Here is a 20,023-nt window from a genome sequence, read left to right on the forward strand (position 1 = left end):
CTAGAACCTCGGCGGCACGGTGATATCCGCCAACAGGTGGTCGACGAAGCTCGCCGGGACTTCGGCTAGCGATTGCCCGACGACCAAAAGCCCCCGGTGGGTGAATACCGTTTCCGCCGCCATCAGCAACCAGCTCAGTACACCGGGGTAGGCCTCAATGTTCACGCCCGCACGGTATCGAATACGCAGCGCACCTGATGGCCGACCACCTGGGAAATGCAGATAGCTTTCCCGCCCACTGGAACGAACCTCAACCGCACCGGAAAACAGCTCAGGGCTTGCGCCGTCGTCCAGCAGGTGAACTGATTCGACCTCTGTTACCTGCCCAACATCCAGTGGGTGCCCCGACGCGAAGTGCTCAGGCCAGTCCTCTTCGTACAGGGCAGCCCGAATCGCGGCGCCGGTTTTAGATTCGCATTGCGCGGTAACACCGGGAATGATGATCTGCTCGATCAACTCTGGTTGCAGATCTTCCGGCTCAGCCCGACATTGATACGCAACCTGCTCCAACGTCAGCACGGGCGGCCCCGTGTAGGCGATACGGCGCGCCATGATCAGGGCTTCCCATCAGTATCCGATTCCGCACCTGGTTTGCCACCGGTACCGGAGTCATCTGCTCCGGTACTACCCTGTGCCCCACTGGGTGCATTGCTATTTGCACCAGTCTTGCCCTTTTTTGAAGCCTTCTTGTCAGCCTCAATGGCATAGCCTGCCTCAATCAAGCTATCTGCAACGCTGGAATCAAAGCCTGCAGTTTCTCCGGCAGCATAACCGCGCCAGTTTTTTTCAAAGGTAACGATAACTTTGGACATGGGATGCTCCCCTAAACTGAGTCATGGAAGGCCCGGAGCTCCGGGCCGGGTGTGTTAGAGGGTGCTGCCCCATTTGACGTCGGTCATCACTGCCACCGACTCAACGTGCCGCGGGCCCGAAGTCATGCTTGGCAATCACGCGCACCAACGTCTGATCACGCTGGAAGGCGCTGATGACGTTGCCGCTGCCGTCCTTGTAGGTAGCCTCCTTGCTGAAGTCGATGACCATCGCGTCATCTTCACCAATGAAGCAGTCCGCGAAGTCTGCGAAATGGATTTCCGAGGCATCGCCATCGGCCCCCAGGTTGATCGGGATCTGGGTAGAGGAGCCTACTGGGAAGCCCTTCAGCATGTTCTGGTCCAGCTCTGGATAGGCCTTGTTGCCATTGCCATCACGCAGCGCCGAGAGCCAGCGCTTGGTACGCGGCGCCATGGCAAAGCCGGGAGCCGTCATATTGGAGTTGGCATTCTCCAGGCGCAGGATCAAGGCAGACAAGGCAAACTCGACAGCCTCAAGCGTCACTGCTGCCGGTGCCGCGAACACGTTGAAAGCCGGCGCCCAGAAACGCAGCCCTTTGGGCAGGTTGCCGGTGCCTGCGCCACGCAGGAAGGACAGGTCTTCTGCCGTTGCTACAGAGGCAGTCAGATCGTTGACGACAAGACGATCAACGCTCGGGTTGGTGCCCGAGTACGCCAGCAGGTCGTTGCTGATCGGAACCAAGGCCGCCAGCTTTTTCGACGACAGTTTCAGATCGTCGAACTGCATATCGGTAGCCGGCATATCCTCCTCGGTACCGATGTAGCCGACGACTGCGCCGCCTTTAATTCGCGGCACTGTGAGGTTCCCGTTTTGCAGCGGCAGGGAGACGGCGCCGAGCTTGCGCACCACCGACTTAGGCCGCAACAGTTCGATTACTTCGCTGGAAAAGCTCTGCGGCACCAGAACCCCGCCAGCACCCGGGGTAACGGTGCTCAGAGCCATGGCGATTTCAGGGCTGTAGCCTGAGTCCTTCGCCATCTTGGCGGCGGCATGCTGATCGCCGCGCGCAGCAGCGAGCACGCGAACCATCTGCGCCATGTTGGCACCTGGCACAGGCTTGGCCGTAAATGGACCACTGATGTTTCCGGGTGGACCATTCAGGCCTTGAGCGCTCTCATCGACGGGCACCGCATTGGTCGCGGCCATTCGCTCGGCGGCTTCAGCTCGAGAAAGTTTGTCGGTCAGGCTGTTGAACTGAACGCTAAGCTGCTCGAACTGGGCCAACTGCTCTGCACTGAGCGAGGTGCCCGCGGCTTCAAGTTGGGCCAGCGCCTGAATCTGGCCATTGATAGTGGCGCGTTCGCTACGCAATTGAGTTACGAGGGACATACTGCCTCCTGGGCATAAAAAAACCGCCAATAGGCGGTTGAGATCACTGCCGCGAACGCGGTCAGAGTTGAGACTGAATGGCGAAGGCTGAGGCCTGCACACTGATTCGCTGTCGTGTTTGAACGCCGCCCTGTCGTTGCGCGCGACTGAGGGCGACTGCTTGAGACAAGTTATCTACCGCGAGTTGCGGTGACTCCAGGCGATCTGCGAGGCCAACAGCAATGGCAGTCGCACCGCGATAACATCCGGCCTCGGTGGCAATGATGTCGGTCACGTCGCGACCACGGTACTCGGCAACATGGGTCGTGAAGAGCTGGTAACTCTCCTGCACGATCTCATTGAGCACCTGAAGTGACTGATCAGTGATCGGCTCGTTTGGGCTCAGGTCATTCTTGTGCGCCCCTGCAAACACCGTGGTTACCTTGACGCCCATACCCTCGATCATCTTGGATCGATCCATGTGGCTGGCAATCACGCCAATGGACCCCACGCCAGAGGTAAGACTGACCACTACGTCTGTACATGCGGCCGCAATCAGGTAGCCGCCAGAGTACGCCATGAAGTTGACCAAGCCAGTGATGGGCTTGATCTTGGTTGCTGCGCGAATATCCGCTGCCAGCTCAAAGGCGCCGACTGCGCTGCCGCCTGGGCTGTCAATATCGAGCACAATGTGTTCGACCATGGGGTCGGCCACCGCTTGATTCAGCGCTGCACGCAACCCCTCGTAGCTGGTCATCGTTTCGCAAGCATTCAGATGGCTGCCGCGACTCACTAGCACACCGTGCACCGGAATCACCTCAACACCCGTTTGGGCGATCGCCGCACGTCTCTGCTCTTCGCGGCGATCCTGCTGCGCCTGGTAATCCTCATCGTCATAAAACAGCTTGGGATCGGCTGCCGCTCCTCCCATGTTCAAATTGACGATATTCAGGCTCATGGTCTGGTTGGCCCAGCGCACAGCCATATCCAGCATATCGGGGGTGGTCAACAGCGGCTGATTGAACAGCAGACTGGCAGCACGCAGATGTCGTTTCATGCGGCAAGCATCCTCAAGATGTCGTCGCGCTGCTGCTCGAGCTGAGCGCGGACGTCGGGGTTGTTCATGTTGGGTAGGCCATGCGCCACATCAGTCATGTTCAGCGGCTGCAGGTAGCTATCACCGTTGGCCACCGGCGGCATGTTTTCCAGGCGGCGAATGTCATTGATCGACAGCCATCCCCATTGGCGACCGATCGCATATGCGTCGTAGCGGCTCTTCTGGTCGCCTCGCAGCAAGCCGGAAAGGTTGAACTCAATGAAGTACTCCCGCCGCTCGGCCGGCAGTAAAAAGTCGCGCATCATCGCCTGCTCATGCCGCTTGACCCATGGCATCAAGGCAAAGATCACGTACTGAATCAGCAGTTGCTCAAGGCTGTTGTAGCTGGCCTTTTCTAGGTCGTTAACCATGTGAGGCGGAATCTTGTAGATGCGCGCCAGATCGAGGCCGGTAGCCTTGAGGATGCCCAGTAGTTCGGCATCAACGTTATTCATCGATACCGGCTTGAAGGTCATACCCTCCTGCAGCATCGCGACCTTCTTGGCGTTGTCGATACCGGAGAACTTGGTCCCCCACTGATCGAGGATGCGGTCGATGCTGACCTGCTCCTTAATTGGCGGCGCCTCCCGCGGTCGCTCAATTACACCGCTGACGGCGGTACCGTTGGCGAATGATTTGCCCGCGTACTGCCTAACCGCCTGGGCCAAGCCGACCGCATCTGCATGCAGCTCAATGGGCGACAGGCCGGTGTAATGGTTTTTCGTGTGCCAACGCACATGATGTATCAAGCGCATAGGCAACGGTCCATGTCCGCCAATGCGATACACCGGCCGGAGATCTCCGCCCTTGAGGACCAGCACCTTATCGTTGTGAAGTGGATAAAGCGCTTTCACTGCGCCGTCATCACTCCGCTCAATATAGCTGTAGCAATTGCCTCTCAAACCCAATGCCAACTGCCCGGCTTCGCGGTACTCATAGGGTGTCTGCCACGGGTTGGGTTGGTAGCGCAGCACATCGTAAAGCGGGTGACCTGAAGCAACTTCACGCTTGCCATCCCCGAGCCGGCGGTACATCTCAAGCGGCAACTGGCCAATGCTCTCTGCCAACAGCGTGACGCAATTCTGGAGAACCGTGATTGCCAAGGCGGTGTCCGGCGTGACAGTCACCCCTGCTGCCGACCGACCAGAGCCAATCAGGCCGCGCCAGAAGCCGCTACTCCCGTCGGAAACTGCACCCTCATTGGCGCCGAGCAGATTGCTGAAGAACATGCTCAGCCCCCTTCGGGATTGCGTTTGAATTGAGCGCGGGCGGCAGCCTTGTCAGCCAACCAGGCCCAACCAATCAGACCAAGCCCCGCAATGATAAAAGCAGTGGGTACATGAATCAGGGCGACTCCGCCGACCAGTAGGCCGAAGCCGACCAGACCAGCCAGCCACGCTGAAATTGCGATGATGTTCAAACCCCGACCCCTTCGTCATAGATGGATGTGCCACTGCTACCGCTTGAGACTGCCCCGCTGATACCAGTCGCCATGATGGCCGCGATAATCCCGTCGATTCGCCCGGTAGCCTTGGCCTTGTCTGCTTTGCGGTTGTTTGCTGGGTCAGAAACGATCACTGCGTTACCCGCACACCAGGTCATGACTGGGTTACCGTCATGACGCAAGGACTCCACCGTTTCGACTGGGGGTGCATCATCAAAGAGTTCATCTGATGAATCGCCACCTTCAGGCCTGAGTTCGGACATCCCAAGCAAGCGGCGCTCAAATTCGTCTACCGCTGGCCCCATATCCTTGAAGCCCTGCCCGAATTCAACCAGCGGCGGCAGCGAGATATCGTACTCAGTCATCAATTGACGCATGTCTTCAATACGCCACCGGTCAAAAGCAATCTTGTCCACCTGGAAGAAGTCACAAATGGTCTGCATCCTGCGAAGTACATGCAGCTTGCTGATGGCTCGACCCGGCGTTGTTTCAAGATCCCGCGACTTAATCCAGGCCGCATAAGGCACCTTGTCCCTCGCTTCACGTTTATCCAGCTCGAAATCGGGAATCCAGAAATACGGAAGCAGCCGCCAGTGCGGATCCTCATAGGTCGGATAGAACAGCAACACAAAGGATGTAAGGTCAGTGGTGCTGGACAGGTCCAGCCCACCTACACACGGGCGATTTCGCAGGACCGACATCGGTACGCGCTCTTCGGCCTGACTCCAAACATCCCATGAGATCCAGGGCGATTCGGCGCCCGTCCACTCGCAGAAGTTCAGCCGCCTAACCATCGCCTCTTTGCTCGGCATCCCTCGCGCCTCCGTCACTTGTTCACGCAAGTACTTCATGCCTGGTAGATCGGCGTCTTGCAGTGACGGGTTCGACTTGAACCAGCAGCTTTCATCCTTGATCGGATCATCACCCTCATCCAGCGAGCAGATGTAGGCGAAAAAACCGTCGTCGATCAGCGCGCCGGAAGCAACCCTGGCCCCGTACTCGTGATACTCCCAGCACGGTCCGCGCTTGTTTGAGCCGCTGTTGGTGATCATGAAAATCAGTGCCTGTTTACGGCTCTTGGTGCCGGCTCGCATCATCTCCACGACAAGGTTGGTCTTGTGTTCATGCACCTCGTCAATCAACGCCATGTGCGGCCTGGGGCCGGACTGACCGTCGTCGGAGCTGATCGGGCGGAAAAACGACCCGGCCTTCAGGTAAGCCAGGTTCCAGATGTTTTGACCGGTACCACTGCAGGCCAGGCGCTTCGTCAGCTCCGGCGACTGCTGCACCATGGCAACGGCATCTCGAAACAGGATCATCGCCTGGTCTTTTTTCGTCGCCGCTGCGTAGATTTCGGCCCGCGCCTCATTGTCTGCGACCAAGCCTTTCAGCCCAACTCCGGCGGCTAACGGTGACTTTCCTGAGCCCTTCCCACTCTCGACGTAAACCACGCGAAAGCGCCGGTAACCATCATTGGTCTTCCAACCAAAAATGCTGCCGACGATAAATTTCTGCCAAGGCAACAGCTCAAATGGCAGACCTTCGAACTCACCGCCGTTCAGTTTCAGGACCGTGCGGTAAAACCGAATGGCCTTGTTGGCCTCCTCCAGATCCCAAACCAACCCGCGCTTATGCCCTTCCTGTAAGTCCTTCAGATGACGGGCGCATGCGTTTCGTATGTCCGGCCCGGCGACTCGCTCACCGGAATGCACTTCACGCGCATACTGGGTAGCAGGATCCTCAACCGAAGAACTCCGCGAACTGGTCTTCTTGGTCGTCATCGGCTTTTATCTGGACTTTAGATCGGGCGGCTGGGGTGAGGCCGAATTCGACCAGGTAACTTTTAAAGCGTCGGTCGGCGTCAGCGAGCATGGCAACAGCAGGGTTCGCTTTAATCACCAGCTCGCCCTGTGTGCTGGTGGTCTCGTAGGTTCGCCCATTGGCGTCGACAAGTTCGCGCAAAGCGAGAATCTCGGAGTAACAATCACACAGTCGCTCAAGCGCAAAGCCGTCTGCTTCAGTGAGCACACCCATGCGATCGAGCAGGACGGTGAGTCGCCCCCAGGCCACTTGACCTTCATCAGTGAGATGCGCCGGAGTGCTGGGGATGCGCTTGGCTGGCAGTGGCTCTTTCTTGTTGATCGGGCGCTTGCCGGGATTCCCCCTGACCAGCTTCAGCTCTGTCGGGGTCGGTCTTCTCCCAGCCATTTTTTGATCCCAAAAAAAATCATTTCATTTCGCGGCTTTGCGCACGAAGGGGGGCGAACGGTCAGGAAAGGTTTCAGGAAAAACATTTTCACCCCCCCTACCCTGGATCATGGGGCCCCGCAGCGCCCGGAGGCTTTCAGGAGGGCCGATTCCAGTGGTGCCGTGGGTCCAGCGGCCTTCCGCTGACGTCGCACCCAACCTCGCGTCCTGACTTCTCAAGGCGTTGCTTGTAGGAGCTATGACAGCTGGTGCACAGCGATTGCCAGTTGGTCCGATCCCAGAACAGGGTCATGTCACCGCGGTGTGGTTTGATGTGGTCGACGACGGTGGCCGACACGACGAGCCCTGTCTTCTCACATCTAACGCACAAAGGACTCTTACGCAGCCAACCCAATCGGGCTTGTTGCCAACGGTAGCCATAAGGCTTTGGCTGTTTTTCGCCGCCTGGCGAAGGCAGAGTCACTGATCAGCTCTCCGACGCGGCAGCTTGAACTCGGCAAACCGGTCAGCCAAATCAGCAATCTTCTTCACCCCTAGAAAGCCAATGAACACACCGGCAGCCGTTGCGAAGTTCTGGGGCAGACCGAAGTACTCGAGCAGCGGGATAAGGCCGATGGTGATCAGGGTACATAGCGAGGCCTCGAGCAGTGCCTGCCGCCGTGTGCCACCACCGTAAATGATCCGCAGTGCGCCGACGACAAACGACAGAGCACCAGCGTAGATGGTTGGGGCGTGCTGGCTCAGCCAGGCGAGCACAAGCAGCCAGGTGTCTGGTTTGTCGGGCATGTTTGGCATCTCAGATCCTCCCGTAGCAGGGAGCGCAAGTTAAAAGGCCCGGCAGGTGCCAAGGCTCGTATGAGTGCAGAGGGCCGGTGCTTACCCGGCTTGATGGGCTGGATCGCTGGGTCACGTACCCCAGCCTCTCATCGCGTAGCCGATCAGGGAGCGCACGGCTTTGATCGACGCCACTACCGACTTAGCGCAGCTGCCTGCGCACGTCATCTGCATAAACGAAAAAGCCCCGCACGGTGGCAAGGCAGATAAAGTAACTCCAGACACACAAAACAACTTGATATTTATACGCCTAGAGGTATAATAAACCCATCAACCACACAAGGAGACGGAGGTGCAAAGTAGGCAGTTGATCAAGGAGCTTGAAGCTGCTGGATGGGTTCTAAAGCGAGTCACTGGAAGCCACCACATTTTCAAACACCCCAACAACCCAAACTCAATACCAGTGCCCCATCCAAAGAAAGACCTACCGATAGGCACGGTAAAGAGCATCAAGGAACGAGCCGGGTTGCAGTAACCCGGCTTCACCCTTTGCACCTTCGCAGGAGACAACAATGCAGTATCCGATTTGTATCGAATGGGGCGACGAGAAAACCGCAGTCGGCATCCAAGTGCCGGACATTCCAGGGGCAGTGACTGCCGGTGACACATTTGAAGAGGCCTACACCGCCGCTGTCGAGGTCGCTCACATCATGCTCGAGGAGATCGCTTCGAGCGGCCAGGCTATCCCGCTGCCAACCACTGCTGCAGCGCATCGGAGCAATCCGGACTTTGCAGACATGGGCTGGGGCATGCTTGAAATCGACATCACCCCGTACCTGGGCAAGACCGAGAAGGTCAACGTCACTCTTCCCGGCTTTGTGATTCAGCAGATCGACCGATATGTGCGCGACCATAATGTCAAAAGCCGGTCGTCCTTCCTGGCTGATGCTGCCATGGAGAAGCTGGGCAAGTAACCAGAAACGACAAAGCCCGACACGATGGTCGGGCTTTTCGGGGTCACTCCTCAACACGCGCAGGAATGACAGGATGGGGAAATAATCGGCCACGCGGCCATTTGATGTCAAGCGGCATTTTTAATCGAGAGACCTTCGTAGTCGAGGATAGTGGAGGCAGCCTCCAGCGCCTCGCTCACCATTGCCTCCAGTACATCCTCGATGCCCTTCTTCCATCGGCGCCGAGTGCGCTCAGGGCGCGCCTCAGGATCCCAGCGATTGATGTCGTAGTACTCGGCTGGAAGCACAATCATGTCGCTGGAGCGCTTGCCATCAGCCCCCTTCAGCTTTGGAATCGCCCAGGCCGTTACCGCACTAACGATGAACAGATGTGGCGCATGCGACGCAACTAGCGGATGCAGCCGGCCGATGGACTGAACCTTGCGGCCCTTGTGGGTGCTGTACTTCGCCACCAGAGCATCCCAGTGCCGCGGCTTAAGCTGACTGTGCAGCCTGGCAAACACCCAGCAATCAGCATCGCGCCGAGTGATACCACCATCCTCTACTGAACGGCTCAGCGTGGCCAGATCATGGCCGTCCTCGCTGCCCGGCTGATAGAGTTTCTGCCAGGCCTGCTTGCTGGTGTTGTCGATTGCCTCCACCGCTAGGGCCGAAACGACCGCCGCCAGTACGCTGCTATAGATCATGTCCTTCCCCTCAATCCCCGGTGTAATTCGTTCCGCCGGCACCGCGGCGGTTGTTCTGTTGGTACTGCGCAGCCGGCCCAATGAGCGCTGGCTTGTTCAACTGTTCGATCTGTCGCTGCGCGGCCTGCAACCGCAGGCTCAACTGGGTGACCAGCTCGTCAACCGGCAACGCCTCGCCAGTCGCAGCCACTACCCAGCCAGAGGCGTTGCACTGCACGCAGGCCATCTCGTGAAACACCCCTTCGATGACCGCCATCCCCCGGCATGCTGGACACTGGGCCAGCTCGATCACCTGCTTGCGGAAGGCGGGGCCATGGCTCTTTTTCATGCCTTTGAATCCTCGCCTATGGTTTGTCAGTGAAAGGGCTGGAGCCCGCGTTAATCGCAGCCTCCACGGGAAAACAAGAAACTTCGCGTAATGGCTCGGCAATGGTGTGGATCGAGGCAAAACCACGCCCATCAAGACAGTGGTGCCACTTCTCCAAAGCCTCGCGCTTGCCCGTCTCCACCCACGAATGGATATAGGTCTGCACGTTCCTGCCCATTGCGTGATTGAGCAGCAGCTCTCCGATCAGGAAGTCGATCCCCAGGTCCACCCAGGCGGTGCGGGCCACTTTGCGCAGGTCATGGCTGGTCCACTCGCCACGACCGAGACGGGTGAAGATCGCGAAAGCCTGGCTGTCGCTCAATGGCTTGCCGGATTTGGCCGGGAACAGGTACAGGCCGCTGTATCCGCTTGCGATCTGCGCCTGGCGATAGCGCTGAAGCAAACCGCACACCTGCTCGGTCAGCGGCAAGGTCAGCTCGGTCCGGGTCTTGGTGTTCTTGGCCGGGATATGCCACTGGCGCTCATCCAGGCTGAAGTCCCGCCAAGCCGCCAGACGAGTCTCCGATACGCGGGTGCCGTGGCACAGCATCATCAGGGCCAGCATGGCCTCGGCCGGAACCTGAGCGAAATGCCCTTCCAGCTGGCTCAGCAACCCTTCAACCTGAACGTCCCGCAGGCGGGCGGGCTTGGGCTTGATCTTGGCCTTGGAGAAGTCACTGAAGCGAATGGCTGCCATGCCATTAGTGGTGATCATGTTCAGCCGGGCCGCCTGCTTGAAGGCCAAGGCCAGCAGACGAAAGATCAGACGCAGGTACTCCAGCGACAACTCGGCCTGCAGCGGCCACATCAGGCGCTGATCAATCTCGGACTTGCTCACCTCAGCCAAAGGCAGATCGCCCAAGCGAGGGATCAGGTGCTTCGTCATGGCGGAGTGCGCGGTGGACTTACGCTTATCCGACAGATTGCGGTCCTTGCTCATGCGCTCGTCGAACCACTTCAACAACTGGCCAGTGGTGAGCCATGTACCCACAGCTGCGTTTGCGCCTGGCTCGCCAACCATCCGGGCGCGGACGGCCGGCAATACGCTCAGCACCGCCTTTGTGTTGAGGTCGGGATAATTGGCAATCTTGCTCCATTTACTGCCATGCACTAGGTACCAAGAGCCGCGCGTGCGGTCTTGCTTGTATCGAAAACGGAATGCAGGCTGCCGAGTGTCTCGAAGGTCGCGAACCTCGCTCTCCGCATGCCGGCGAATCTCGGCATCGGACAAGGTAACGGTCAGCGTCTTGCTCATGCGGCCACCTTGGTCTGCGGCTGCAGCAGGTAAGCGCGAATTGCCTCCAGCGCATCGATGGCGCCGCGGCAGACGATCGCCAGATACCCCTGATCGAGTAGCGCCTGAATGTAGGCATCCTGGCTCGGCGACACAGCAGCGTCGAACGGCGGCTTGGCCTTGAACTCGATGTACAGGCCGAAATAGCCGCCGCGCGCCATCGGCAGCACCAGATCGGGAATGCCGGCCTTCACGCCCTGGGCCTTGAGCTTCGCAGCCACGGCCTTGACCCGGTGCCCACCGTTCGGGACGTGGTACAGCAGCTTTGCCGCATCGGGATAGCGCAGCCGCACTTCGGTCATCAGTGCAGCCTGCTCCAGGCCTTCGCGGTCAACAGGCTTGGTGCGGGACTTCTTCGTGCCGAATAGCGCTGGCTTGGCGGTCTTCATGCGGCAATCACCCCCTCGCGGATCAGCAGAGCCTGGGTGCGCATAACACCCTCGGCGTGGTACTGGCGAGCCGCCTCACGGTCGACAACGTTGCTGCGGCCATCACAAGCGTCATGGCAGGCGCTGCAAGCATGAGCACCCTGCAGGTCATTCGGCTTCATGCCGACGCCGCAGGTGCCGGACATCCGGTAATGAGCAAGCACGGTGGTTTCGGGATTGCCGTTACAAACACCAGGAATGCGCACCTGGCACTCCCGACCGCGCGCGGCCTTGGTCAGCTTGGATTGCTTCATTGGCGGTCGTCTCCGTGAAGATCGATGACAGTGAAAGTGGATGGCCACATACGCAGGCCGTGAGCTCGCGCCGATGCTTCGTCGCGGTACAGACCAACAGGCGGCTGGGGTTTATTGGTGAGATCCAGCAGGTGACCGCAGGCATACAGCGCCCATCGGTACTCGGCGAGGTCGGGCGCAGCCAGCATCGGATCGGTCATGCGCGTGCACCTCGACCCGCACGCAGCGCCTGCAGCGCGGCACGCCCCACATCGAGAGTGCGTGGCGCGGGCGGTGCAGCAAGCTCGGCAACCGGTACCGGCCCCAGGCTCTCGCCTTTCCAAATTTTCCTGCACTGCACCAGGTAGTGCTTCTCGAAGCAGATCAGCCCGAGCTCACGGGACATCAGCGGCAGACTATGGAAACCGGCGGCAGCAGTTGCGTGGTAAACGGCTGGATGCATCCACTTCGCCGATCCACGCATAGCTGGATGGCAGTTGCGCAGGCCTTGGGCGTAGGCCTTTTCGACGCTGGGCAGGCCCAGGCCTTCCGGCGCGAAGCACCAACTGACGAACACCCCCGGCGCCGGAACGAACGCGGACTTGCTCGCGCTCAGCACGCGCATGCCGTGGTCGATCTGCTCGAGGCGAGTGATCCCGGAACGCATGAACTCGCCGAGCCATTCCAGCTTGGCCGCATCCATCACGGAAGGCGTTGGCCAGGATTGGCGCCAAGCACCACAGGCGCCGCGCAACCGCAGGAATAAATCCTCAATCACCTGCTGGGTTGCTGGATCAATCGGTACGTGGCCTGGCTCAGCCGGTGACTGGTAGGTCGGATCAGTTTTGCGACTGGCAAGAAGCTGTCGAACATTGGTCGCGGTCACAGGCGCACCCCCTTCTGTGCCCAGTTGGATTTGGTCTCGTCCAGCTCTGCTTCGGCTGCAGCCTTGGCCTTCTCGCTCTTGAGCCACTTGGCCAGACGGAAGCACCAGCCGCCGTTGCTGTCGAACACCTTGGGTCTAGCGACGAAGTAACCCAGGAAGCCCTTCAGCGCCTCTTCGGTGAGCGCTTCGAGGGTGAGCCCGGCCAGGGTAAGTTGGGCGGACACCTTGTCGACCGGTGGATTCCATTCGGCGAACATGGCGAACCGTTGAAGGTCGTCCTGAGACTCCAGCGCCTGGCGGTCTTGATCGGGGATCACTTCCTGCAACTCGCGCGGCTGCTGCTCTTCGGTTACTTGATGGTTAAGTGACGGATTGGGTGCAATGGCTGCACCCCGTTCTGTCGTAGATTGCACCCCGTTCTGCTGTACGTTGCACCCCGTGTCGTCAGTTGCACCCCGTTCATTACGAGGTGCAGCCACTGCACCCCGCTTTATCTGGAGGTCGTAAACCACAGGGCGGCGGTCGTGACGATCGATGTACACAGCAGCCAGTGCCTGGTTACCTCGAACGATCAAACCCTTCTCTTCCAGTAGATCCAGCTTCGACCGCACAGTGCGCTCAGAGAGGCCCGTGTCTTCGGTCAAGGTCTTGGCCGATGGGAAGGCGCCACGGCCATCGGTACCGGCATAGTTGGCAAGGCACAGCAGCACGTGGCGTGCGCTTGAGTCTTTCCCGAGGTCGCGACGAGAGAGCGCCCAGGTCATAGCTTGAACACTCACAGCGAGGCTCCAATATTCTTTTCGGCCAGCAGAGCAAGGCCTTTCGGGGTGACGAGGGGTTGATATGCAGCGCGATCGGCACCGGTTTCGGCATCAGGCTTCAGGGCGGTGACCTTGTGGACCATCAGGCCGGCGCTGATGCGAGGCTGATAGGCGATCCAACGCGTCGATCCGTTGCGATGGAAGATCCAGCGATGCTGCTGAAGCCAGGCGAACAGCTTCGAGGGCGGAACTTGCAGATGCTTGGCCGCATCAGTGATGCAGATCGCTCCACCGGCGCCAGCAAGACGCTGGATAGCAGCTACCTTCGGAGCCTGGCGCTCGATGACACCCTGCAGTTTTTGGTTTTGTTCAACCTGCTCGGCAGCGAGGCGCAATGCCTCAGCGAAATTGGCCGGCACCTGGAGGCGAGCAACCACCCCACTCTCCAGCTCCTGCCAGCGGTCGATGATCTTGGCGCGCAGTTGAGCGTTGTACCCAGAGACCAGCACCAGCGTGTCACGCTGGCTAAGCAAGAACTCTGGATAGACCCGGCCGTTCTGCGGGTGCGTGTAGGGGGTCTCCTCAGATTTGAGGACACCCTGTTTGACCAAGGCGCGGGCATCGCGCAGCACGTTGTCGTGGCTTTTCCCGGTCAGCTCGGCGATCTCTCGCGACGACATGACCTGACGCGACAGATTCGCGGTGATGCCAGAACCTGACGCGACAGTGGCGCTATTGCCTGCATCGATTGCAGTGTGCATAATCGACTCCACGTTGTTGTTGAAGAAGCCGGTCTAGCCACCGGCTTTTTTGTGCCTGCGATTCAGGCGGCCTTAACCGATGAGGCCATCTCGTCCAGGCTCTTGCGGACGTGATCAATCTCTTTGCTGATCTGGGCTTTCTCGATCTGGGTGACGTGGTTGTCTTCGAGCGCCACGTGTACAGCGATAGTCAGCTCAGCTACTTCCTTGCCGACGCTGATCATTGCTGCAGTGAGCGCCTTGGGAACTGGTGCTTCCTTCGCTACCAGGTCGAAACCGAACGAATCCGCCAGCGCCTTCAGTGGGCGCATGTCTTCGGTGTGCAGGAGAATCCCGAACAGATGCTCGATGGTCAGGTGGTGAGCATCGTTATCCGGGTTGGCGCGTTGCAGCAGACTGACGTGGGGAACGCCCATCTTTGCGCTCAGGGTCTTGGCATCGTTGTCCTTGACTGCGTCGTGGCAGGCCCGCAAAAACTTGTCCATCCGTAAAACCTCAAATCTATTTCAGTGGTTGGCTAACGCTGGTGCGGCGATCATTTGCATACAAACCCTGCAGCCACACTGCGTTCAGTAGGAACTGGTCATGCAGCGGATTTCTGTGAGGAGACATGAGCCGGGAATGGCTTTATCTCCTCGGCCGTAAAGGAGCCGTCCTCATGCTCGGTGACCAAGATTTCTCGCTCAGCTTTCAAGGCCTTCGCGATAGCAGGGGCGCTTACGCCAAGGCCTTTGGCGACAGCTGACTGACCAATTCGCTGGACCAGATCTGGCAGTGGCGTCTTTTTCATTTCGTTGCCTCAAAGAAACAGGTTTCACTCAAATATTAACCGCCGGTTAGCTCTATAGCAACACCGGCGGTTGAGGTGTTTTTTATTAACCTCCGGTTAAATCCGCGCATGAGCAAAAAGAAAGAACTCTCCCCCGAGCTGAAAGCCGAGTGCGACGCAGCGAAAGCGTTGTTCATGGCGAAGAAAAACGCCCTTGGCCTAACCCAAGCCAAGATCGCTGAAGCAGCGGATATTTCGCCAGCTGGTGTCGCCATGTACCTAAATGGCACCAACCCGCTGAATGCGAAGTTCGCTGCGGTTCTCTCACGCCTACTCAACGAGCCCGTACGGCGGTTCAGCCCGAGGCTGGACAGTGAGATCGCCGGAATTCAGGGAGCTCGCTCTGAGGGCGCAAAATCAGCCTCTGAAGGTGCAGCTCAAAAGGTGCTGGAGATGCTGCGAAAGCATGGAGGGAAGTCTCTTGATGCTGCCGCCCAGAGCAAGATTGCGCAGGCCGTGGCTGACAGCCTGGCTGAGGAGACTGCGCCCTTGGTACGCAGCGAGGCGCTGTCGGCTCCGGCTGTGCACACTGGCGACATCTCAATTCCACAGTACGACGTCCGCGCCGCAATGGGCCATGGCCAGCTGCCTCCGGAGTACAACGAAGTAATCCGGAACGTGGTCATTCGCGAGGAGCTGCTGCGTGATAAGGGCGTGAGTTACACCTCCCCTCAAGCATTGGCGATCATCACTGGATGGGGTCAGAGCATGGAGGGCACGATCAACGACAAGGACCCCGTGATTGTTGACCGTGGTGTCAATGACTATGCAGGTGAAGGGGTGTACGTGCTGAGCTGGCATGGCGACCTGCTCATCAAACGGTTACAGCGGAAGGATGAGGATCATGTTTGGCTGATCTCGGATAACCCGAAGAACAAGGATCTCGAGGCTCGGATCGATGACGTGACGATCCATGCCAAGGTGCTTCTTGTGTGGAATGCTCGCAAGGTTTAACGATATTGCACCGAGGCAACATGAGCAGCTGGACAGAGGCCACTATCCAGCTCTCTATACCTCAATGCTCGATCAGCAGTTCGTCATACTCACCAGCGGCCAGGGCTTCCTCGTCGTACGCATAACCTAAAGCCTCAATCTTCTTGCGTTTTTTATAGAGGCCGAGCTCTTGCTTTGCATGGTTCACCGCCTCCTCTTTGATGAAGTCTTCGTATCCGCTAAAAACCGGATAGTCGTTGAGGACCAGCAGTCGATCTAGCTGTTTGTGCAGAGAGTCCATTGTCATCTCGCGCTTCGCAAGCGCTGTACCCTCGGCGAAAAGCATGAATTGCTCCGACAGGATGTGCAGTCGATACAGCTCATCGCTACGCAGGTAATTTTTGCCCGTCTTGGCTTCATCAAGCGTAGGGAAATCGCCACGCATCGTCTGAACGCCCATGCCTTCCGCATGATGATCGGCCCGATCGAGAATAAGTTTGGAGCTCGTCATGCCTGTTACTGCGTGATGAAACTTGTCCTGCAGAAGCGCATAGAAACTCCTGACCTGCTTAGATCCAGGATCATAGTCAGATGAGCATATCTTGAAGCACTCCCGGACCTTGGCGTACACCTGCTTCTCTTCCGAGCGAAGGGCTCGCACGGCAGCAGCCAGCTGGTTCAGCTTTTCGGGAGATTCCCGTAAAGCCTTCTCGTTGATGACGTAGCCTTGCTCAATGAAAGCCTTGAGGGTCTTGGTAGCCCATTGACGGAACCTGACAGCTCTCTTGGCGTTTACCCGATAGCCAATAGAGATAATCATATCGAGGTTGTAGTGAGGCACATCTTGCCGCATTACTTCCCGGCCACCCTCAATTTGAACTATGGCAAATTTTGCCATGGTTGCTGCTTTCTCAAGCTCTTCGTCGGCATAAACGTTTTTGATGTGCTTCAAAATATTCGAGTAATCGACACCAAAAAGCTGAGCAATATTTTGGCCTGTAGCCCAAATCGACTGCTCCTCGGGATCGAATCTCAAGCTGACTTCGACGCCATCGTCCGCGAACAGCATGGCTTTTTCGGAAACCACAGGGTAAGGCTGTATATCCTTTGGCATTGTCAGCTCCAGTGCCAGGTCAAAAATCAAATGCCATTATGCCATCAGCAGAACAAGGTTCTCTCGCAGTTTGCTTTGCCCGTTTAGATCAGAAAGGCGCCTCCTCCTCTTCCCGCTCCACCGACTCCACCTCCCACTCCATTTCGATCACCCGATCGTCATCAGTTGGTGCATCCCATTCCAGGATCACCGACCCGTCATCGCAGAAGGTCATTTCCAGACCATCAGTCTCTGCAAGCAGATCCATCATCACTTCCCAGTCCTGATCGCTATCCGTGTCTAGCCGGTGTATCAGCACCTTCCTCCCCTGCTGAGCCAGCGGTGAATTGATCATTGCTGAGACTCGTAGCCCGAGGCGCTCCAGGCCGGTCAGTTTCTCACGCTGTGCTGGCATAGCCATTTCCTGCGTCGCTCCCATTTCTCACCTCCGACAACTGTATATCCGTACAGCAATCGAAAAATACTAACCCTTAATTCCGAAAAAATAATTAACCGCCGGTATTGACGTAAAAATTACCGCCGGTTAACTTTGTCTCAACACCAAGCCCGGTTCGGACTTGGCCGCGACCCTCAAGGTCGCCGCTCTTTACACAACCTGACGTTTCAAAGCACCGGCCGGGAAAGGCGGATAGCGTGACCATAGCCTTGAGGCTCCCTGGTTGCTCAGTGCTCACAGTGGCGACACTCCCTGAGCATGGCCGAATCGACCTCGGTAAGCCGGTGCAAGCAACAGAATTAGCGCCCTGAGCTTCGGCTATGAGGGGCGCCGGACTTGATGCAGCCCTGACCCACTCAACCGGGGCCAAACAGAGCTTTAGCGCTGCATCTCGCATGGACCTTTGAAGGCGCCGTCACCGCTGATTGACGGCGCTGGAGGAAGCTCGCGGCCCACCCCAGCGAATCGCGGACCTGCAATCAGCAGCGGGGAAGCGAACTGATCACCGTTGACGCAATACACCCGGCCTGTCGCCAGTAGCGAGGCCGGGAGCTTTCACCGATTGGCCTTGGTGACAGGGCCAGACGGGAAATCACCCAACCAGAGGAAACACCATGTTCGGCAAATTTTTTGGCAAGAAAGTCGGCAACGCTCAGGCCGAGATGAAGAAGGTCGTCAACCGTGACCTGATGCAGGCCATTGTGGGTGGCGGCCTGCTGATCGCCGCAGCTGACGGCGAGATTGAAGCCGCCGAAGTCGCCAAGCTCGACGAGCTGATCCGCGCAAACCCAAACCTGGCGCACTTCGGCAGCGAAATCACCGACACCATCAACCGCTTCACCGCGCAACTCAATGCCAACTTCCAAGTCGGGCGCCTGGCGATCAAGCGCGAACTGGCCGACGTGAAGAACGTCCAGGCTGATGCCGAGGAAGCCTTCGTGAACATGATCGCCATCGCTCAAGCCGACGGCGAGATCGAACAGGCAGAGCTGGTCGTCCTGAAGGAAATCGGCCTGCACTTCGGTCTGCGCCCTCAAGACTACGGCATCGAAGTATGAAGGCGTCGCGGGCGGCATTGATCGTCAGCGTCGGAGCACTGGCTTTGTTCATGGCGGCCATGTCACTGGCCAACTGGACCGGCTGCGCCTGGTACGGCTACCAAACAGATCGCACAACCCGCTATGCGTTTGGCGTCGGTTGCATGGTGAAGATGCCAACAGGCTGGACACCGCGACATGAGCTGCGCACCGAGCAATAGAGCATCACTTCTGCCCATTCACTGAGTGGGCAGCGGGATGACAACCAAGGAGTAGGACCATGTTGATACTCACCCGCCGCATTGGCGAAACCATCCGCATCAATGACGACATTAGCGTGACCGTGCTAAGCGTCCAGGGCCAGCAGGTGAAGCTGGGGATCGCTGCACCGGCAGACGTTGCCGTGCATCGCGAAGAGATCTATGAGCGCATCCAGGCCGAGAAGCGCAGCCCTGAAGCCGCCTGACTCCGCCAAAGAACAACCAGCGCCACGTCAGCCTGACGTTAACTGCCCGATCACCTGGTTCCCCATCACCAGGCTGCATCGGTGTGTGATCTGGATGCGCAGGCTGATGCGCAAACCTAGTCTCGTTGGCTGGCTACTGAGACATCAGAGAGTTAGGCCGCCAAGCCGGAGATCAGTACCGGCCAGATCACACTCCAATGCAGCCACCGCCGGCTAGCCCTTCCCCGCCCGGTCGACGGGCATCAAAACCTAGAGGAATCCAACATGCACCCAGCCATGCAGGAGCGCGTGGAGGGCGTAGCTGCCCTTCGCCTGCGCGCCCACCTCGCGACCCCGGACTTCTACGCAATGATCGGTCGACCAGCTCCAGTGCAGACTGTTCGCTATCAGGTAGTCACCAAGGGCAAGGCCTATCACGTCGTGGAGCTGGCCACCGGCAAGACCAAAGGCTTTTGCTTCAGCTACAAGGCGGCGATGGTATTCGTTGAAGCCATGGAGGCAGCTGCAGGTCGCAAGCTGGTGCAGCGGCAATGATCGGCGAACCTATCCCAGATCCGCGCCATCAGATCCTGGCTGACCTTAACGCGAAGATCGACCGCTTCTTCGCTGATGGTGGTCAGGTGACCGTGGGAAAGCCATTCGAGTACGTCCCTCGACCGCAAGCCCAGTTCAACAACCAGCTACCGGTCGGCGAACGCAAGGCGGCAGCGCAGAAGCACCGCGATGAAGAAGCCAGGCGCATCGAGCAGATCCGCGAAATGGCCAAGACCATGACCTACAACGAAGCGGCCAGAGCGACCGGCTACTCCACGGCCACGCTGCATCGTATCGCCAAGCAAGGCGGCTTCCTGTTCAAGGTCAGTACCGCACGACGCGGCAAGGGCAGAGCCATCGATCGGGTGGCGGATGCGGCCAAGCTGGAGCAGCTGAAGGCACTGCGTGATGGCGGCCTATCGCGCTACCAGGCATCCAAGCAGATGGGCATCAGCGACAAGCTGCTGGACCGGCTGATCAGCGACTACGAGATCGACTTCCCTGCCAGGCCGATCAGCAGTAGAGCGAAGCACGACCAATGATCATCGCCACCACCAATCACCTGGAGGCGATCAAGTACGCCGCCTGCATGGCCAGAGCAA

At 58.5% G+C, this 20,023-nt stretch carries 31 protein-coding genes; 8 read left to right on the top strand and 23 right to left on the bottom strand.

Annotated features, from left to right (window positions below):
- The 10 genes from AB7M23_RS20800 to AB7M23_RS20845 form a co-directional block, all read right to left on the bottom strand.
- Entirely contained in the window at positions 1-552 is a 552-nt protein-coding gene (locus AB7M23_RS20800) for a hypothetical protein (RefSeq protein ID WP_102053537.1), read from the bottom strand.
- 2 nt (positions 553-554) lie between these two features.
- Entirely contained in the window at positions 555-812 is a 258-nt protein-coding gene (locus AB7M23_RS20805) for a hypothetical protein (RefSeq protein ID WP_454241905.1), read from the bottom strand.
- A 100-nt stretch (positions 813-912) separates the two neighbouring features.
- The gene (locus AB7M23_RS20810) at positions 913-2,181 is read right to left on the bottom strand and encodes a phage major capsid protein (protein WP_454241906.1); all 1,269 of its coding nucleotides are present in this window, start codon (positions 2,179-2,181) and stop codon (positions 913-915) included.
- A gap of 61 nt (positions 2,182-2,242) precedes the next feature.
- Positions 2,243-3,217 carry a S49 family peptidase gene (locus AB7M23_RS20815; protein WP_454241907.1) on the bottom strand — a complete coding sequence of 325 codons (975 nt, stop codon included), beginning with the start codon at positions 3,215-3,217 and terminating at the stop codon, positions 2,243-2,245.
- The gene (locus AB7M23_RS20820; protein WP_454241908.1) at positions 3,214-4,485 is read right to left on the bottom strand and encodes a phage portal protein; all 1,272 of its coding nucleotides are present in this window, start codon (positions 4,483-4,485) and stop codon (positions 3,214-3,216) included. The genes AB7M23_RS20815 and AB7M23_RS20820 overlap by 4 nt, the downstream gene beginning before the upstream one ends.
- A gap of 2 nt (positions 4,486-4,487) precedes the next feature.
- Positions 4,488-4,676: a hypothetical protein gene (locus AB7M23_RS20825; protein WP_330523971.1), complete on the bottom strand. Its 189-nt coding sequence runs from the start codon at positions 4,674-4,676 to the stop codon at positions 4,488-4,490.
- A complete protein-coding gene (locus tag AB7M23_RS20830) occupies positions 4,673-6,481 on the bottom strand; it encodes a terminase large subunit (protein WP_454241909.1) in 1,809 nt (602 codons plus the stop codon). Before AB7M23_RS20830 ends, AB7M23_RS20825 begins: the two co-directional genes overlap by 4 nt.
- A complete protein-coding gene (locus AB7M23_RS20835; RefSeq protein WP_099774397.1) occupies positions 6,441-6,908 on the bottom strand; it encodes a phage terminase small subunit P27 family in 468 nt (155 codons plus the stop codon). The genes AB7M23_RS20830 and AB7M23_RS20835 overlap by 41 nt, the downstream gene beginning before the upstream one ends.
- Positions 6,909-7,044: 136 nt before the next feature.
- Entirely contained in the window at positions 7,045-7,371 is a 327-nt protein-coding gene (locus tag AB7M23_RS20840; RefSeq protein WP_454241910.1) for an HNH endonuclease signature motif containing protein, read from the bottom strand.
- A complete protein-coding gene (locus AB7M23_RS20845; protein ID WP_454241911.1) occupies positions 7,368-7,703 on the bottom strand; it encodes a phage holin, lambda family in 336 nt (111 codons plus the stop codon). Before AB7M23_RS20845 ends, AB7M23_RS20840 begins: the two co-directional genes overlap by 4 nt.
- Positions 7,704-8,034: 331 nt before the next feature.
- Between AB7M23_RS20845 and AB7M23_RS20850 the strand changes: the two genes are divergently transcribed.
- Positions 8,035-8,217 carry a type II toxin-antitoxin system HicA family toxin gene (locus tag AB7M23_RS20850; RefSeq protein WP_454241912.1) on the top strand — a complete coding sequence of 61 codons (183 nt, stop codon included), beginning with the start codon at positions 8,035-8,037 and terminating at the stop codon, positions 8,215-8,217.
- Between the two features lie 37 nt (positions 8,218-8,254).
- A complete protein-coding gene (locus AB7M23_RS20855) occupies positions 8,255-8,656 on the top strand; it encodes a type II toxin-antitoxin system HicB family antitoxin (RefSeq protein WP_454241913.1) in 402 nt (133 codons plus the stop codon).
- Positions 8,657-8,763: 107 nt separating this feature from the next.
- On the opposite strand, the gene AB7M23_RS20860 is transcribed toward AB7M23_RS20855, so the two are convergent.
- The 11 genes from AB7M23_RS20860 to AB7M23_RS20910 all read right to left on the bottom strand — a co-directional run bounded on the left by AB7M23_RS20860 (position 8,764) and on the right by AB7M23_RS20910 (position 14,862).
- The gene (locus tag AB7M23_RS20860; RefSeq protein WP_454241914.1) at positions 8,764-9,342 is read right to left on the bottom strand and encodes a hypothetical protein; all 579 of its coding nucleotides are present in this window, start codon (positions 9,340-9,342) and stop codon (positions 8,764-8,766) included.
- Between the two features lie 10 nt (positions 9,343-9,352).
- Complete coding sequence (locus tag AB7M23_RS20865) at positions 9,353-9,670, bottom strand: hypothetical protein (protein WP_454241915.1); 318 nt, start codon at positions 9,668-9,670, stop codon at positions 9,353-9,355.
- A 16-nt stretch (positions 9,671-9,686) separates the two neighbouring features.
- Positions 9,687-10,964, bottom strand: a complete 1,278-nt coding sequence (locus AB7M23_RS20870; RefSeq protein ID WP_454241916.1) for a tyrosine-type recombinase/integrase — start codon at positions 10,962-10,964, stop codon at positions 9,687-9,689.
- Positions 10,961-11,392, bottom strand: a complete 432-nt coding sequence (locus AB7M23_RS20875; RefSeq protein WP_454241917.1) for a VRR-NUC domain-containing protein — start codon at positions 11,390-11,392, stop codon at positions 10,961-10,963. Before AB7M23_RS20875 ends, AB7M23_RS20870 begins: the two co-directional genes overlap by 4 nt.
- Positions 11,389-11,685, bottom strand: coding sequence for a DUF1364 domain-containing protein (locus tag AB7M23_RS20880; RefSeq protein WP_454241918.1), 297 nt, complete (start codon positions 11,683-11,685; stop codon positions 11,389-11,391). Before AB7M23_RS20880 ends, AB7M23_RS20875 begins: the two co-directional genes overlap by 4 nt.
- Positions 11,682-11,885 carry a hypothetical protein gene (locus AB7M23_RS20885; protein ID WP_454241919.1) on the bottom strand — a complete coding sequence of 68 codons (204 nt, stop codon included), beginning with the start codon at positions 11,883-11,885 and terminating at the stop codon, positions 11,682-11,684. The genes AB7M23_RS20880 and AB7M23_RS20885 overlap by 4 nt, the downstream gene beginning before the upstream one ends.
- Positions 11,882-12,550, bottom strand: a complete 669-nt coding sequence (locus AB7M23_RS20890) for a replication protein P (protein WP_454241920.1) — start codon at positions 12,548-12,550, stop codon at positions 11,882-11,884. Before AB7M23_RS20890 ends, AB7M23_RS20885 begins: the two co-directional genes overlap by 4 nt.
- Complete coding sequence (locus tag AB7M23_RS20895; protein ID WP_454242205.1) at positions 12,547-13,314, bottom strand: helix-turn-helix domain-containing protein; 768 nt, start codon at positions 13,312-13,314, stop codon at positions 12,547-12,549. The genes AB7M23_RS20890 and AB7M23_RS20895 overlap by 4 nt, the downstream gene beginning before the upstream one ends.
- An 11-nt stretch (positions 13,315-13,325) precedes the next feature.
- Complete coding sequence (locus AB7M23_RS20900; protein WP_454242206.1) at positions 13,326-13,991, bottom strand: Rha family transcriptional regulator; 666 nt, start codon at positions 13,989-13,991, stop codon at positions 13,326-13,328.
- 143 nt (positions 13,992-14,134) lie between these two features.
- Positions 14,135-14,557 (bottom strand): phage regulatory CII family protein, encoded by a 423-nt coding sequence (locus AB7M23_RS20905; RefSeq protein ID WP_454241921.1) that lies wholly within the window; start codon positions 14,555-14,557, stop codon positions 14,135-14,137.
- 98 nt (positions 14,558-14,655) lie between these two features.
- Entirely contained in the window at positions 14,656-14,862 is a 207-nt protein-coding gene (locus tag AB7M23_RS20910) for a Cro/CI family transcriptional regulator (RefSeq protein ID WP_454241922.1), read from the bottom strand.
- A 108-nt stretch (positions 14,863-14,970) separates the two neighbouring features.
- Here AB7M23_RS20910 and AB7M23_RS20915 point away from each other — a divergent pair, with 108 nt between their 5' ends.
- Positions 14,971-15,855: a LexA family transcriptional regulator gene (locus AB7M23_RS20915; protein WP_454241923.1), complete on the top strand. Its 885-nt coding sequence runs from the start codon at positions 14,971-14,973 to the stop codon at positions 15,853-15,855.
- A gap of 61 nt (positions 15,856-15,916) precedes the next feature.
- Here the strand turns inward: AB7M23_RS20915 and rhuM are convergent, their stop codons facing one another.
- Together rhuM and AB7M23_RS20925 are read right to left on the bottom strand one after the other, a co-directional pair.
- Positions 15,917-16,948, bottom strand: a complete 1,032-nt coding sequence (gene rhuM / locus AB7M23_RS20920; RefSeq protein WP_454241924.1) for a RhuM family protein — start codon at positions 16,946-16,948, stop codon at positions 15,917-15,919.
- A gap of 88 nt (positions 16,949-17,036) precedes the next feature.
- Positions 17,037-17,342 (bottom strand): DUF1654 domain-containing protein, encoded by a 306-nt coding sequence (locus AB7M23_RS20925; protein ID WP_454241925.1) that lies wholly within the window; start codon positions 17,340-17,342, stop codon positions 17,037-17,039.
- 656 nt (positions 17,343-17,998) lie between these two features.
- Between AB7M23_RS20925 and AB7M23_RS20930 the strand changes: the two genes are divergently transcribed.
- From AB7M23_RS20930 to AB7M23_RS20950, 5 genes are all read left to right on the top strand, one after another.
- Complete coding sequence (locus AB7M23_RS20930) at positions 17,999-18,442, top strand: tellurite resistance TerB family protein (RefSeq protein WP_454241926.1); 444 nt, start codon at positions 17,999-18,001, stop codon at positions 18,440-18,442.
- Complete coding sequence (locus AB7M23_RS20935; protein ID WP_454241927.1) at positions 18,439-18,642, top strand: hypothetical protein; 204 nt, start codon at positions 18,439-18,441, stop codon at positions 18,640-18,642. The genes AB7M23_RS20930 and AB7M23_RS20935 overlap by 4 nt, the downstream gene beginning before the upstream one ends.
- 59 nt (positions 18,643-18,701) lie before the next feature.
- Positions 18,702-18,887, top strand: coding sequence for a carbon storage regulator CsrA (gene csrA / locus AB7M23_RS20940; RefSeq protein ID WP_454241928.1), 186 nt, complete (start codon positions 18,702-18,704; stop codon positions 18,885-18,887).
- Positions 18,888-19,151: 264 nt separating this feature from the next.
- Positions 19,152-19,421, top strand: a complete 270-nt coding sequence (locus AB7M23_RS20945; protein WP_454241929.1) for a hypothetical protein — start codon at positions 19,152-19,154, stop codon at positions 19,419-19,421.
- Positions 19,418-19,963 carry a hypothetical protein gene (locus AB7M23_RS20950; RefSeq protein WP_330523676.1) on the top strand — a complete coding sequence of 182 codons (546 nt, stop codon included), beginning with the start codon at positions 19,418-19,420 and terminating at the stop codon, positions 19,961-19,963. The genes AB7M23_RS20945 and AB7M23_RS20950 overlap by 4 nt, the downstream gene beginning before the upstream one ends.
- Positions 19,964-20,023: the final 60 nt, after the last annotated feature.

The organism is Pseudomonas sp. HLS-6 TE3448 (genome assembly GCF_053629555.1).

Bases quoted from the DNA above. Each gene is read 5' to 3' on its own strand.
- AB7M23_RS20800 (WP_102053537.1), bottom strand. From the start codon at position 552: ATGGCGCGCCGTATCGCCTACACGGGGCCGCCCGTGCTGACGTTGGAG.
- AB7M23_RS20805 (WP_454241905.1), bottom strand. From the start codon at position 812: ATGTCCAAAGTTATCGTTACCTTTGAAAAAAACTGGCGCGGTTATGCT.
- AB7M23_RS20810 (WP_454241906.1), bottom strand. From the start codon at position 2,181: ATGTCCCTCGTAACTCAATTGCGTAGCGAACGCGCCACTATCAATGGC.
- AB7M23_RS20815 (WP_454241907.1), bottom strand. From the start codon at position 3,217: ATGAAACGACATCTGCGTGCTGCCAGTCTGCTGTTCAATCAGCCGCTG.
- AB7M23_RS20820 (WP_454241908.1), bottom strand. From the start codon at position 4,485: ATGTTCTTCAGCAATCTGCTCGGCGCCAATGAGGGTGCAGTTTCCGAC.
- AB7M23_RS20830 (WP_454241909.1), bottom strand. From the start codon at position 6,481: ATGACGACCAAGAAGACCAGTTCGCGGAGTTCTTCGGTTGAGGATCCT.
- AB7M23_RS20835 (WP_099774397.1), bottom strand. From the start codon at position 6,908: ATGGCTGGGAGAAGACCGACCCCGACAGAGCTGAAGCTGGTCAGGGGG.
- AB7M23_RS20845 (WP_454241911.1), bottom strand. From the start codon at position 7,703: ATGCCAAACATGCCCGACAAACCAGACACCTGGCTGCTTGTGCTCGCC.
- AB7M23_RS20855 (WP_454241913.1), top strand. From the start codon at position 8,255: ATGCAGTATCCGATTTGTATCGAATGGGGCGACGAGAAAACCGCAGTC.
- AB7M23_RS20860 (WP_454241914.1), bottom strand. From the start codon at position 9,342: ATGATCTATAGCAGCGTACTGGCGGCGGTCGTTTCGGCCCTAGCGGTG.
- AB7M23_RS20865 (WP_454241915.1), bottom strand. From the start codon at position 9,670: ATGAAAAAGAGCCATGGCCCCGCCTTCCGCAAGCAGGTGATCGAGCTG.
- AB7M23_RS20870 (WP_454241916.1), bottom strand. From the start codon at position 10,964: ATGAGCAAGACGCTGACCGTTACCTTGTCCGATGCCGAGATTCGCCGG.
- AB7M23_RS20875 (WP_454241917.1), bottom strand. From the start codon at position 11,392: ATGAAGACCGCCAAGCCAGCGCTATTCGGCACGAAGAAGTCCCGCACC.
- AB7M23_RS20880 (WP_454241918.1), bottom strand. From the start codon at position 11,685: ATGAAGCAATCCAAGCTGACCAAGGCCGCGCGCGGTCGGGAGTGCCAG.
- AB7M23_RS20885 (WP_454241919.1), bottom strand. From the start codon at position 11,885: ATGACCGATCCGATGCTGGCTGCGCCCGACCTCGCCGAGTACCGATGG.
- AB7M23_RS20895 (WP_454242205.1), bottom strand. From the start codon at position 13,314: ATGACCTGGGCGCTCTCTCGTCGCGACCTCGGGAAAGACTCAAGCGCA.
- AB7M23_RS20900 (WP_454242206.1), bottom strand. From the start codon at position 13,991: ATGTCGTCGCGAGAGATCGCCGAGCTGACCGGGAAAAGCCACGACAAC.
- AB7M23_RS20905 (WP_454241921.1), bottom strand. From the start codon at position 14,557: ATGGACAAGTTTTTGCGGGCCTGCCACGACGCAGTCAAGGACAACGAT.
- AB7M23_RS20910 (WP_454241922.1), bottom strand. From the start codon at position 14,862: ATGAAAAAGACGCCACTGCCAGATCTGGTCCAGCGAATTGGTCAGTCA.
- AB7M23_RS20915 (WP_454241923.1), top strand. From the start codon at position 14,971: ATGAGCAAAAAGAAAGAACTCTCCCCCGAGCTGAAAGCCGAGTGCGAC.
- rhuM (WP_454241924.1), bottom strand. From the start codon at position 16,948: ATGCCAAAGGATATACAGCCTTACCCTGTGGTTTCCGAAAAAGCCATG.
- AB7M23_RS20925 (WP_454241925.1), bottom strand. From the start codon at position 17,342: ATGCCAGCACAGCGTGAGAAACTGACCGGCCTGGAGCGCCTCGGGCTA.
- AB7M23_RS20930 (WP_454241926.1), top strand. From the start codon at position 17,999: ATGTTCGGCAAATTTTTTGGCAAGAAAGTCGGCAACGCTCAGGCCGAG.
- AB7M23_RS20935 (WP_454241927.1), top strand. From the start codon at position 18,439: ATGAAGGCGTCGCGGGCGGCATTGATCGTCAGCGTCGGAGCACTGGCT.
- csrA (WP_454241928.1), top strand. From the start codon at position 18,702: ATGTTGATACTCACCCGCCGCATTGGCGAAACCATCCGCATCAATGAC.
- AB7M23_RS20945 (WP_454241929.1), top strand. From the start codon at position 19,152: ATGCACCCAGCCATGCAGGAGCGCGTGGAGGGCGTAGCTGCCCTTCGC.
- AB7M23_RS20950 (WP_330523676.1), top strand. From the start codon at position 19,418: ATGATCGGCGAACCTATCCCAGATCCGCGCCATCAGATCCTGGCTGAC.